Origin of the sequence: Leifsonia sp. TF02-11 (genome assembly GCF_017565305.1) — a bacterium.
Taxonomy (GTDB): Bacteria; Actinomycetota; Actinomycetes; order Actinomycetales; family Microbacteriaceae; genus Leifsonia.
The window spans coordinates 118,177-130,500 of the sequence record NZ_JAGEKP010000007.1 but is presented as its reverse complement, the minus strand read 5'-3'; the positions used below and the strand labels follow the sequence as shown (position 1 = coordinate 130,500).

Annotated in this window: 10 protein-coding genes; 6 read left to right on the top strand and 4 right to left on the bottom strand. The window is 70.1% G+C overall.

Annotated elements, in window-relative coordinates; translation table 11 throughout:
- Window positions 1-28: 28 nt before the first annotated feature.
- Complete coding sequence (locus JNB50_RS10885; protein ID WP_208040157.1) at window positions 29-1,042, bottom strand: isopenicillin N synthase family oxygenase; 1,014 nt, start codon at window positions 1,040-1,042, stop codon at window positions 29-31.
- Between the two features lie 386 nt (window positions 1,043-1,428).
- On the opposite strand from JNB50_RS10885, the gene JNB50_RS10880 reads away from it, so the two are divergent.
- The 3 genes from JNB50_RS10880 to JNB50_RS10870 are packed head-to-tail and all read left to right on the top strand — an operon-like array spanning window position 1,429 to window position 5,072.
- A complete protein-coding gene (locus JNB50_RS10880; protein WP_208040156.1) occupies window positions 1,429-2,742 on the top strand; it encodes an O-acetylhomoserine aminocarboxypropyltransferase/cysteine synthase family protein in 1,314 nt (437 codons plus the stop codon).
- A gap of 7 nt (window positions 2,743-2,749) precedes the next feature.
- A complete protein-coding gene (locus JNB50_RS10875) occupies window positions 2,750-4,069 on the top strand; it encodes an NtaA/DmoA family FMN-dependent monooxygenase (RefSeq protein WP_208040155.1) in 1,320 nt (439 codons plus the stop codon).
- Complete coding sequence (locus tag JNB50_RS10870; RefSeq protein WP_208040154.1) at window positions 4,056-5,072, top strand: DMT family transporter; 1,017 nt, start codon at window positions 4,056-4,058, stop codon at window positions 5,070-5,072. Before JNB50_RS10875 ends, JNB50_RS10870 begins: the two co-directional genes overlap by 14 nt.
- Here JNB50_RS10870 and JNB50_RS10865 read toward each other — a convergent pair.
- From JNB50_RS10865 to JNB50_RS10855, 3 genes are read right to left on the bottom strand one after another with little or no spacing between them, the layout of a single operon-like run.
- Window positions 5,006-6,331, bottom strand: coding sequence for an NtaA/DmoA family FMN-dependent monooxygenase (locus JNB50_RS10865; protein ID WP_208040153.1), 1,326 nt, complete (start codon window positions 6,329-6,331; stop codon window positions 5,006-5,008). The two genes, JNB50_RS10870 and JNB50_RS10865, sit on opposite strands and share 67 nt — an antisense overlap.
- Entirely contained in the window at window positions 6,328-7,662 is a 1,335-nt protein-coding gene (locus tag JNB50_RS10860; RefSeq protein ID WP_208040152.1) for an LLM class flavin-dependent oxidoreductase, read from the bottom strand. Before JNB50_RS10860 ends, JNB50_RS10865 begins: the two co-directional genes overlap by 4 nt.
- Window positions 7,659-8,690 (bottom strand): LLM class flavin-dependent oxidoreductase, encoded by a 1,032-nt coding sequence (locus tag JNB50_RS10855; RefSeq protein ID WP_208040151.1) that lies wholly within the window; start codon window positions 8,688-8,690, stop codon window positions 7,659-7,661. The genes JNB50_RS10860 and JNB50_RS10855 overlap by 4 nt, the downstream gene beginning before the upstream one ends.
- Window positions 8,691-8,834: 144 nt before the next feature.
- Between JNB50_RS10855 and JNB50_RS10850 the strand changes: the two genes are divergently transcribed.
- From JNB50_RS10850 to JNB50_RS10840, 3 genes are read left to right on the top strand one after another with little or no spacing between them, the layout of a single operon-like run.
- Window positions 8,835-9,629, top strand: a complete 795-nt coding sequence (locus tag JNB50_RS10850; protein ID WP_208040150.1) for a DUF427 domain-containing protein — start codon at window positions 8,835-8,837, stop codon at window positions 9,627-9,629.
- Between the two features lie 45 nt (window positions 9,630-9,674).
- Window positions 9,675-11,222, top strand: a complete 1,548-nt coding sequence (locus JNB50_RS10845; protein WP_208040149.1) for an ABC transporter substrate-binding protein — start codon at window positions 9,675-9,677, stop codon at window positions 11,220-11,222.
- A gap of 60 nt (window positions 11,223-11,282) precedes the next feature.
- Window positions 11,283-12,323: an ABC transporter permease gene (locus JNB50_RS10840; protein WP_307794691.1), complete on the top strand. Its 1,041-nt coding sequence runs from the start codon at window positions 11,283-11,285 to the stop codon at window positions 12,321-12,323.
- Window position 12,324 lies beyond the last annotated feature (1 nt).

Below are 12,324 nucleotides of genomic sequence, written 5' to 3'. Positions count from 1 at the left end.
CGGAACGCAGACGACCGTGGGCACCGAGCTACGGCGTCGGCGGGCTGAGGAGGTCCGCGTGATGGATGGCCGCCACGTTCGGGTGTGCGCGGAGCCGGTAGCGGAGGACGTTGTCCCCGTACGTCTCGAGGATCGGGTTGTCCGTCGGGTCGGCGGAGAGCCCGCGCGCCTCGGCCTTCAGCTCGGGCGGGAGGTCCAACCGTGGAACGGTCGAGTCCAGCGCCGGGTTGAAGAAGAAGGGGATGGAGATGCGGTCCGTTCCGAGCGCCGGAGACTCGACGCGGTGCAGGGTCGCCTTCAGGTAGCCGTCGGTGGCCAGCTCGAGCATCTCGCCGATGTTGACGACGAACGCGCCGGGGATCGACGGTGCGTCGATCCACGCGCCGTCGTGCTCCACCTGCAGGCCGCCCTTGCCCGGCTCGACCAGGAGCAGGGTCAGAACGCCGCCGTCACGGTGCGCGCCGACACCCTGCTCGGGAATGTCGGCACTCTTGCCCGGGTAGCGGACGATCTTGATCAGCGAGAAGGGGTGATCGGCGAACGCGGCATCGAACACGTTCTCCGGGGAGCCCAGAGCCACGGCCCACGTGCGCAGCAGGCGAAGCGCCAGCGAGCTGAGCCGCTCACGCCACTCGGTGATCGCGGTCTCGAGTTGCGGGAGAGCGGCCGGCCACAGGTTCGGGCCCTCGAGTCTGTGGAACGCCGGCCCGCCCTCCACCGTCTCGCGCTCTTCGCCGATATCGATCTGCTCGCGCCAGTCGACCTCCCCGTTGGTCAGCTCCTCACCGGTGCGGGTGTAGCCGCGGAACTGCGGGCTGCGCACGTTCTCGATCGCGAGCTTGTCTGCTTCGGGCAGGTCGAAGAACCGGCGCGAGACCTCCAGCACCTCGTCGATCAACTCCTGGGGGATGCCGTGGCCGACCAGGTAGAAGAACCCCACGTCGTGTGTGACCTGCCGTAGTTTGTCGCGGAAGGCCGCCGCGGACTCCTCGCCGCGGTCGAGTTCCGAGAGATCGAGGATGGGGAGCGCATCGAGAGCCATTCCTCTATGGTCGCAGGCGACGAGAGCGGGATCCGCTCTGTTACCCGACCTGTCGCCGCCCGTTCGCGCGGCGTGCCGGGAGGGGCCAGGACTCACGGTCGGACCGGCGGAGCAGGCGGCGGCGATTCAGCGGCTTCGTCTTCTGCGCTCGCATTCAGCAGTGTCAACCGCTCCGCCAACGCGCTGCCGCACACCCACCATTGATCGATCAGCATGAGAGTGGTGTAAGCCCGGCTGGATGCGCGCGCAATGAATGTTACGAATGTGTCGGCGCGGCCGCCGGATCAGCGCTCTCTGCTGCCTCGGCCCCGTCCCCCATCCCACCGGGGCGTAGCTTTGTGCAACATGGGCTCCGCCGTCTGCGTGGAGAGGCGCAGACTATGCCAATGCCCGAATTCACCACATCGCAGGTCCACGCCGGGGAGACCCGCGATGCCGCCCACGGCGCCCGTGTCACTCCCATCTATCTGACCGCCGGTTTCGAGTTCGACAGCTTCGCGCACGCGGAGGAGCGGTTCGGGGGCGACGACCCGGGATACACCTACAGCCGGTCGGGCAATCCGACGACGGCGTCGCTGGAGCGACGGGTGGCCGCCCTCGAGTGCGGCAGGGAGGCGATCGCGGTCGGCAGCGGGCAGGCCGCGCTCACCGTGGCGGTGCTCGGGCTCGTGAAGGCCGGGGATCACGTGCTCTCGGCGCAGAGCGTCTACTCCGGAACCCGCGGACTCTTCGAGACCGGGCTGAAGCGGCTCGGCGTGGAGATCGAGTTCATCGACAGGCCCGACGATCCGGAGGAGTGGCGGCGGCGGATCCGCGGGAACACGCGTGTGCTGTTCGGCGAGTCGATCGGCAACCCCGGCAACGACATCCTCGACATCGCCGCGGTCGCGGCCGTCGCGCACGAGCGCGGGCTCCCCCTCGTCGTCGACAACACGCTCGCGACACCCTACCTCCTGCGCCCGGGCGAGCACGGCGCCGACATCGTGGTGCACTCCGCGAGCAAATTCCTCGGCGGCCACGGCTCCGCGCTCGGCGGCGTCGTCGTCGATCAGGGCAGCTACGACTGGGCGGCATCCCCCTTCGAGCACCTCACCGCGCCGGACGACTGGCTGCACGGGGACAGTTACGTCGGGGCGTACGGTCGCGGCGCGTACATCGCCTTCGCGCGCTCCGTCGTGTCGTCGCTGTTCGGGCCGGTCCTGTCGCCGGTCAACGCCTTCCTCATCCAGCAGGGCATCGAGACTCTGTCGCTCCGGCTCCGGCAGCAGTCGGACACGGCGCTGACCGTGGCCCGCTGGCTCGAACGCCGGCCCGAGGTGGCGAGCGTGGACTACGCCGGACTCGAGTCGCACTCCTCGCACGCTCTCGCGCAGCGTTACCTGCCGCGCGGCGCCGGCGCGATCCTCGGCTTCACACTCGCCGGTGGCGAGGCGGCGGCCGAGCGCTTCTACGACGCGGTGACGCTGTTCAGCCGGATGACTCACATCGGGGACGTCCGCTCGCTCATCCTGCACCCGGCCACCACCACGCACGCGCACCTTCACGACGAGGTCCGCGCGGCCACCGGTATCGGCGACGGGCTGCTGCGACTCTCGATCGGCCTCGAAGACCCCGCCGATCTGATCGCCGACCTCGAGCGCGGGATCGCGGCCGTCACGGCGGTCGCCTCCGCCCGCCTCGTCGCGACGGCCGGAAGGTAGGGGACTCATGGCCAGACTGCAGCACTTCGGCTGGTTCTTCGCCCGCGGCTTCGGCCCGCAGGGCTGGGGGCATCCGTACTACGACTGGAACTACGACTGGACCAAGCCGCGCCTCTACCAGCAGGCCGCTCGGGAGCTGGAGCAGGCGGGGCTCGACCTCGTGATCATCGAGGACGCCCTCTCGATCGGGTTCCCCGAGACGATCGACCTGCGTGTGCGGGAAGCATACGGCGGCCCGAAGCACGACCCGCTCATCCTGTCTCCCTACCTGCTCGACGCGACACAGCACCTCGGCGTCGCCCCCACCATCAACGCCGGCGCCTACCCGCCGTACGTCGCCGCGCGGCAGTTCGCGACCCTCCACCATCTCAGCGACCACCGTCTCGGCATCAACGTCGTCACCGACGTCGGCAGCGCCCGTCACCTCGGGCTGCCGCCGCTGCCGCACGACGCCGCGTACGACCGCGCCGAGGAATGGCTCGGCGTCATCCGCCGGCTCTGGCACAGCTGGGACGACGACGCCCTGATCGCGGACCCGCGCACCCACCACTACGCGGACGGGTCGAAGATCCGCGCCTTCGAGCACGAGGGCGAGTACTTCCGGGTGACGGGGCCTCTCAACGCCGTGCCGTTCACGCGGGGCGACCCGGCGATCGTCTCCCCCGGCGGTTCGCCGCGGGGCATCGCGTTCGCGGGAGCGCACTCCGACGTGCAGCTCGCGCTCGCACCGCTGGACGCAGAGAGCGTCCGCGCCTACCGGCAGAAGGTCCGCCAGGCGGCGATCGAGGCCGGGCGCGATCCCGACGCGATCAAGGTCCTCTTCGTCTTCAAGCCGGAGATCGTCGCGAGCGACGAGGAGGCCGACCGCATCGTCGAAGCATCGAAGCACCCGACGGACGAGGAGCTCTACCGCGTGCTCGCCGGCCAGTCCAGCGACCTCGAGACCGACCTGAACGCCCTCTCGCTCGACGAGCCGTTCGACGCGTCGATCTTCGGCGACCACGTCTCGCTCGGCAGCATCAAGGGACTGTTCGGCAAGGAGGGCGTGCGCGAGGGTGTCACCCTCCGCGACCTCATCACCCCGAAGACGGTCAAGGGCCGGATCACGGACCGTGAGGGCTTCGTGGGGACGGCGGAGCAGATCGCCGACTTCATCGAGGAGCTCGGCGAGGAGGCCGACAACGACGGCCTGATCTTCTCCGGCGACCTGCACCCGGTCACGCTGCACCGCAACCTGGACGAGCTCGTTCCCATCCTGCGTCGCCGCGGCGTGCTGCGGACGGAGTTCGGCAACGGAGGCATCCGGGCGAACCTTGCGGACTTCTGACGTGCCGGCGGCCGGCACCCGGACCGGACTGGCCGCCGCTGTCGCAGCCGCGATCGCGTTCAGCACCAGCGGCATCCTGCTCAAGCCGCTGCTCGACGCCGGCTGGTCCCCTGCCGCGGCGGTCGCCGTGCGTGTCGCACTCGGCGGCCTGGTGCTCGCACCCGCCGCACTGATCGCGCTGCGGGGGAGTCTGCGACCTGTGCTGCAGTCCTGGAAGCTGGTCCTCGGCTATGGGCTGATCGCCGTAGCCGGGACGCAGGTGCTGTACTTCGCGGCGATCCAGCGGCTCCCGATCGCGGTCGCGCTCCTGGTGCAGTACTCGGCACCGGTGATGCTCGCCGTGCTCGGGTGGGCGACACGGCGCGTGCCCGTCCGCCCGATCGTCGTCGCGGGCGTCGTGCTCAGCGTCGTGGGCTTGGTGCTCGTCGTCGGCGTCGGCGGGATCGGTCAGGCCGGCGGCCTCGACGCCGCGGGCATCGCTCTCGCGCTGGCGGCCGCCGTGTGCCTGGCGGGGTACTACGTGCTCTCGGCGGTCCCGACGCCCGGGCTGCCGCCCCTGGCGCTGGTCAGCTCCGGCTTGATCGTCGGCGCGGTCGCGACCGTGGGCGTCGGACTGACCGGTCTGCTCCCGCTCGCGTTCTCGACCGGCCAGGTCGAGCTGGGCGGGATCACGATGTCGTGGTGGGAGCCCGTGCTCGTCGTGGCCCTCGTCGCGACGGCCGCGGCGTACTCGCTGAGCATCGCCGGTTCGCGGCGCCTCGGAGCGCGCATCGCGTCGTTCGCCGGCCTCACCGAAGTGGTGTCGGCTGTGATCCTCGCGTGGCTCCTGCTCGGCGAGCAGCCGGATGCGCGTCAGCTCGCGGGCGGCGCGTGCATCATCGCCGGCGTCGTGCTCGTCCGGCTCGAACGGACGACGGACGCCTCAGCGTCGGTTCGTCAGACCGGAACGACCCGCGCGGGCCTCTCCAGTCCGAGCCGATCGCGCAAGGTGCCCGGCGCATAGGAATCGGGCGTCAGGCCTCGGCGCTGCAGTTCCGGCGTGACCAGGTCGACGAACCGGTCGAGGCTGTACGGGAGCGTCAGCGACTGCACGATGAAGCCGTCGGCCGCGCGCGCCTCCACCCGCTCCTCGATCACATCGGCGACCTCCGTCGCGGTGCCGACGACGATCCCCTCGCGGAACGAGCGGGCGTACACCTGTCGCGGCGTCGCCGGGGCGTCCCCGGTGCGCAACGCCTCCGCCCGTCGATTCGGCGAACGCGACTCGTTCGATGTGTCGACGTCCGGCTCGAACGCGAAAGGCTCGTCGGCCGACCGCCCGGTGAGATCCTGGCCGATCGAGTGCGAGACGTCCTCCACGATCAGCGCATCCGGTGTCGATGCGAGCAGCTGCTCGGCGAGATCCTCCGCCTCGCTCCGCGTGCTGCCGACCACGGGCTGCAGCGTGGGGAGGATGTGGAACGCCTCCGGATCGCGGCCGGCATCCTCCACCTGCTGCTTGAGCCCCGTGTAGAACGCCTGTGCCTCGGCCAACGGCCGGTAACCGGCGAACACGGCGTCGGCGGTCCGAGCCGCCAGCCGTTGGCCGGCGGGTGACCCGCCCGCCTGGAACTGGACAGGGTAGCCCTGCGGCGGGCGAGCGATGTTGAGCGGTCCCCTGACCCGGAAGAACTCGCCGCGATGGTCCGCGGTGTGCAGCCGGCTGCGGTCGGCGAAGATGCCGCTCTCCCGGTCGGTGGGGAATGCGTCGTCGTCCCAGCTGTCCCACAGTTCTTCGACCGTGCGGACGAACTCCTCGCCGCGCTCGTAGCGGCGGGTGTGGTCGAGGTGGTGATCGCCGCCGAAGTTGCGGGCCTCCTCGTCGTAGCGCGACGTGACGAGGTTCCACGCCGCGCGTCCGCGGCTGAGGTGGTCGAGCGACGCCAGCGCGCGTGCCACGTGGTACGGCTCGTTGTAGGTCGTGGAGATCGTGGCCGCCAGGCCGATGTGCGACGTGTGCACGGAGAGCGCCGACAACAGGGTCAGCGGTTCGAGCCGCAGCTGGCCGTAGTGGTCGACGCCCGACGGGTGACGATCCCAGAAGTACAGCCCGTCCGCGAGGAAGATCGTGTCGAACACTCCGCGCTCCGCCGTCTCGGCGAAGTGCTTGTAGTGCCCGATCGTCAGGTGCCGGTCGGGGTGCGCGGTCTCGTGACGCCATCCTGTGACGTGAGCGCCGCCCGGGTGGAAGGCGAACGCTCCGAGGTGGATGCGGCGGGTCATGCGGCGTACCTGCTTCCCGGTCGGGCGAGCCCGAGGTGCTCGCGGAGGGTGTCGCCCGCGTACTCGGCCGGATACACGCCCCGGTCGGTGAGCCGCGGCACGACGTAGGCGACGAAGTCGGTGAGGGTGTCGGGGAGGGTGGGGAACATCAGGATGAACCCGTCCGCGGCCCGCTCCTCATAGGTCGTGGCCAGTCGGTCGGCCAGTGAGTCGGGCGTTCCGAGCACGAACCGGCGGCGCAGCACCGTGCGGTACAACTCCCGGAGGGTGTAATCGCGCTCACCCAGGAGGGCGACGATCGAGGCGTAGAGCGACTTCGACTGGTTGAACCCGGCGAGGTCCGGGTCGAACTCGAACTTCTCGTCGAGCTCGCGCGCTCCGAGGTCTTCGCCGAGCCAGTGCGAGAGCAGGTCGAGTGCGACCTGCTCCGGCGTGAGCTCTTCGATGAGCCGCAGCTTCTCCTCCGCCTCGGCGAGGGTGCGGCCGATCACAGGCTGAAGAGCGGGAAGGACCTTCACGTCCTCCGGGTCCCGACCGCTGCGACGGGCGCGGAGCTTGTAGTCCGTGTAGAGCCGCTGCCCCGCCACGAGGTCGTCGGAGCCGAGCGTGAAGACCGCATCGGCCGTGCGTCCCGCCAGCGCGCGGCCTGCCTCCGACGCACCCGCCTGGAACAGCGGCGGATGGCCCTGCGGCGGCCGCGGGATGTTCAGCGGACCGCGCACCGACAGGAACTCGCCCTGATGGTCGAGGACGTGCACCTTCTCGCGGTCGGCGAAGAACCCGGACGCCTTGTCGTAGCGCAGCGCATCGTCGTCCCAACTGTCCCAGAGCCCCTGGACCACCTCCACGAACTCCTCGCCGCGGCGGTAGCGCACGGCGTGATCGAGGTTCGCGTCCTTGCCGAAGTTGCGTGCCTCCTCGTCGCTCGCGCTCGTGACGAGGTTCCAGGCTGCCCGGCCTTCGCTGAGGTAGTCGAGGGACGCGAGCTTGCGGGCGACATGGTAGGGCTCGTTGTACGTCGTGGAGACCGTCGCCGCCAGGCCGATCTTCGTCGTCAGCTGCGAGAGGGCGGAGAGCAGCGTGAAAGGTTCGGGCCGGATGTTGACGCCGTGGTCGATCCCCGAGTCGTAGCGATCCCACACGTAGAGCTCGTCGGCGATGAACACGGTGGCGAATCGGCCGTCTTCCGCCGTCCGGGCGAACTCGGCGTAGTAGTCGAGGTCGAGATAGCGATCGGGTTGCGCGGCCGGCGATCGCCACCCGGTGATGTGCTCGCCACCGGGATAGAACAGCCCGGCGCCCAGCACCAGCGGGTGCCGCCCGCCGCTCATCGGCCGACCCCGGCGAGAAGCGGAGAGGTCCAGCCGAGGGCCGGGGCGATCTCGGCGGCGAACTGCTCGAGCGCGTCGTGGCGCTGCGCGAAGCCGTCGTACACCAGCTCGAGCTGCACCTGCAGGTGGGTGGTGAAGCGGAACGCGGGCTGCGAGGCGATCGACTCGACGATGTCGTCGGTCGTGCCGTAGTGGAGGCCGACGGACGCCGCCTTCTCGGCGAGCGTGCTCGCCGGTGGCAGGAAGTCCTTGCCCCACGCCCACTTGCGTTCGATGCCCTCTCGCGCCGCGGCGAGAGCCTCCTCACGGGTGCGCCCGGGAAGGACCAGGGTGGACAGCCCCAGCCGGGGTGCGGCGCCCGAGACGCCCAGCCCCTCCAGATAGGCCGCGGCCGTGACCTCGGCGGGGACGGTCTGGGTGGTGCCCACCAGGACTCCGTAGCCGCGCTCTCCTGCGGCCCGTGCGCTCTCCGCGGTCAGCGTCGCCTCCCAGATCCGGTCGGGAAGAGTCGGCGCCGTCGGGGCGAGGGTGTGCCCGTCTGTGCTGACCGGCTCGCCGCGGAGGGCGTCCAGCAGCACATCGAGCGCGTCGAGGAAGGCCCGCCTGCGCTCGTCGCGGTCTTCCGAGAGCCGCCGGCCCAGCGCCTCGGCCGCGGCGGGCGCTCCCGCGCCGTTCGCGACGCCGAGTTCGAGGCGGCCGCCGCTGATCGCGTCGAGCACCGCTGCGTCCTCCGCCACCCGGATCGGATTCTCCAGCGGCAGGGTGATCGCGGCCGTGCCGAGACGCAGCCTCGTGGTGCTCGCGGCGAGCGCCGCCAGCAGCACGAATGGCGACGGCAAGCCGCCCGAGCGCGTGCTCCCCGGGCTCCGGAAGTGGAACTGCCGAACCCAGGCGTAGCCGAACCCGACCTCTTCGGCGTGTTCGAACAGCTGCAGGAATTCGCGGTACGACTCCGCCTCGCCGGCCTCTTCCGCGAAGTGCGCGAAGAGGCCGAGCTGCAGGGGCGCGTCGACGATCCGATCGGTCACCGGGGTCTCCGTTTCTCGTGAAGGCGGCCAATCTAGCCACGGCGCTCCCGAGCGTGTGAGCCTCTGTTTCGCGATGTGTCGGAGATGTCGTTGTGTTTCGGCGGAGGTGGCGCGCTCGACGTGAGCCAGGCGAAGGTTCCACGCATGTCCACCGATCAGACCTGGCTCCCTCCCGTGACCGAGAACCTCGTGCAGCGCTTCCCGGCCTATCCGGAGACGTGGAGCTTCCAGCCCAGCGAGCGCTGGGTCCGCGGCTTCGCGGGCGATGTCGCCGTCGTCGACAGCCGACGTCAGCTCCTCGTGTGGGAGCCCCGGCACAAGGTTCCCGAGTACGGGTTCCCGCTCGCCGACGTCCGCACCGACCTCCTCGAGGAGACCGACGCGCCCGAGGGCGACCTCGGCTACTACCGTCCGCGTCGCGCTCCGGCACAGTGGTACGACCTGCGGATCGGCGACCGGCTCATCCGGCACGCGGCGTGGAGCTGGGACGTCCCCGAGCTGGGGGGCTTCCTCGGCGTCAGCTGGTTCCCCGGGGTGCTCGACCGCTGGCTGGAGGAGGACCAGCCGGTGTTCACGCATCCGCGCGACCAGTTCAGCCGGGTGGATGCGCTGCCCAGCAGCCGACGCGTCACCGTCTCGCGCGACGGGGTCGTCCTCGCCGACAGCGACGAGACCGTCATCGTCTACGAGACCGGGCTCCTCCCCCGCTACTACTTCCCGCCGCAGAACGTGGACTTCTCGGTGCTGACAACGAGCAGCACCGAGAGCTCGTGCCCGTACAAGGGGCACACCACGCAGTACTGGAGCCTCGCCGACGGATCGCTCGACGATGTCGCGTGGTCCTACGGCGACCCGAAGCAGGACGTCGACGCGATCGCCGGCCGCGTCGCCTTCTACACCGAACGCCTCGACCTGACCGTCGACGGCGAACCCCGCTGACCGCACCACCCGCACCACGCCACCGCTCACAGCCAGGAGACCCGAATGACCATCAGAACGTCCCACCGACGACGTGCGGCCGCACTCGCCGCCGCTCTCGCCTCCGCCGCCCTGCTCCTCGCCGGCTGCGCGACCTCGGGCGCCGCGGCACCGACATCGTCGAGCGCTGCCGGCGGCGTGTACCGCATTCCGATCACCGACCCGGGCGGCGACATCGACCCGCTCACCGCGGCCGACTACAACGCCATGCTCCTGACCGGCCTCGCGTCCGAGGGCCTGATCAGCCTCGACGCGAAGGGTGACCTCGTGCCGCGGCTGGCCACCTCCTGGAAGCCGTCGGCGGACGGCCTCACCTGGACCGTCGCGCTGCGGAAGGGCGCCGACTTCAACGACGGCACGCCCGTCACCGCGAAGGACGTCGTCGCCACCTTCGACGCCATCACCGCCAAGGACAGCAAATCGCCGGGCAAGAGCTCGTTCGACGGCATCCTCTCGTCCGTGGCGGTGGGCACCGACGACGAGAGCGTCGTCTTCACGCTGGCCCGCCCGTTCTCCGACTTCCCCCGTCTGCTGACGGGCGCGAACACCGCGATCCTGCCGGCCGGCTACACCCCGGGCGGCTGGCTCAAGCACCCGGTCGGCGCCGGCCAGTTCGTCCTGGACAAGTTCACTCCAGGGCAGGGCGCGACGTTCTCGAAGAACCCCAAGTACTGGGACGCCAAGGACATCAAGCTCTCCGGCGTCGAGCTCAAGGTCTACGCCGACACCCAGGCCGAGCTGCTCGCGTTCCAGGCCGGCGAGATCGACCGCATCGACCAGTCGAGCGAGGTCGCCGCGGCGGTGAAGGCCTCCGACTACAACGAGGTCAGCTCCGGCTACAACAAGTTCGACGGCATCTTCCTCAATGTCACCGCGGCGCCGTTCGACGACCCGAAGGTGCGCCAGGCCGTCGCCTGGGCGATCGACCGGCCGGGCCTGGTGAAGAACGTCTACGGCGGCAACGCCGTCGTGGCGAACGACACGACCTACTTCCCGGATTACCCGCTCCAGCCGCAGGGCCTGGACCAGCGCCAGAAGGACACCGCCAAGGTGGCAGAGCTCCTCGGCGGCAAGACGGTCTCGTTCGACATCACCACCGACAACAAGCTCTACGGCGAGGTGCTGCAGCAGCAGCTCAACGCGGTGAAGGGCTTCAAGGTCGGCCTCAAGGTGCTCACGAGCGAGCAGTACTACGCCGACGGCGCGGACTCGCCGTGGCTGAGCGCGCCGCTGACGATCACCAACTGGGCGGTGCGCGCTCCGTCTCAGTACATCTCGCTCATCTTCACCTCCGGAGCGGCGTGGAACGCGTCGCACTACTCCAACCCGGAGCTGGAGGCGACCTCGGCGGCCTACGACAAGGCGACGGACAAGACCGAGCGCCAGAAGCTCGTCAACGAGATCGCCGCGACCCAGTGGAAAGACCTCGCCGTGATCGTCCCCACGTTCGCTAAGGCCAAGGTCTTGCAGAACAAGCGGGTGCACGGCCAGTTCCCCGGAGCGCTGGACTTCTACACCGGCTACTCCTTCAAGGGCATCACGATCACCGGCTGACCCGCCGCGATCCCACCCGCACCGAATCCCACCAGCACGAATCCCACCAGGAGACGACTCGTGACGACCACCAGCCCCCGCCTGCGCGATGCCGATCCGTCGCGCAGGCGGGGGCTGCGTGCCCTCGCGCCGCGCCACCTCGCGCTCACCCGCCTCGCGGGCAGGCGGCTCGTGCAGATCCCGCTGGTGCTGCTCGTGGTCTCTATGCTGGTGTTCTGGCTCGTCCAGGTCGTTCCCGGCGACCCGGGGAGGAATGCCCTCGGCCCGTACGCCACGGCGACGCAGGTCGCCGCGTGGAACGCCGAGCACGGTCTCGACGGCAGCATCGTCGAACGATACCTGCACTGGCTCGGCGGATTCGTCACGGGCGACTGGGGCGTCAGCCTCATCTACGCCCAGCCCGCCTCCGAGCTCATCCTCGGCCGCCTCGGCAACTCGCTGCTGCTCGGCCTGTACGCGTTCGTGATCGTCGTGCCGGTGGCGATCGCCCTCGGTGCGGTGCAGGCGTACCGGGAGGGCAGACGCACCGATCGGTTCATCACCGTGGTGCTGATGTCGCTGTCCGCCGTGCCCGAGTTCGTGATCGGCATCGTCTTCCTGATCGTCTTCGCGGTGGGGCTCGGCTGGGTGCCGGTCAGCTCGGCCGCGGACGCGACCTCCGCGGACCCGCTGCTTCATCTGAGGGCCATGACCCTGCCGGCGATCACGCTGGCGCTCGGGTATCTGGCTGTTCTGGTGCGGATGGTCCGTACCGGAACCCTCGAGACGCTGACGTCGCAGTACCACCGTACGGCGGTGCTCAAAGGCCTCACCCCGTCGCAGGTGGTGCGATCGCACGTCGCCCGCAACGCGCTGATCCCCACGATCTCCCTCCTCGGCATCTACCTGGGCACCCTGCTCGGCGGCAGCGCCATCGTCGAGTCCCTGTTCGGCTATCCGGGGCTCGGCGCACTGCTCGTCACCGCGACCCAGAAGAAGGACATCGTGCTGCTGGAGGCCGGAGTGATGGTCACCGGAGTCGTCTCCCTGCTGGCACTCCTGCTGACGGACGTGGTCTTCGCGCTCGTCGACCCGCGGATCCGCTTCGATGCGAAGGACTGAG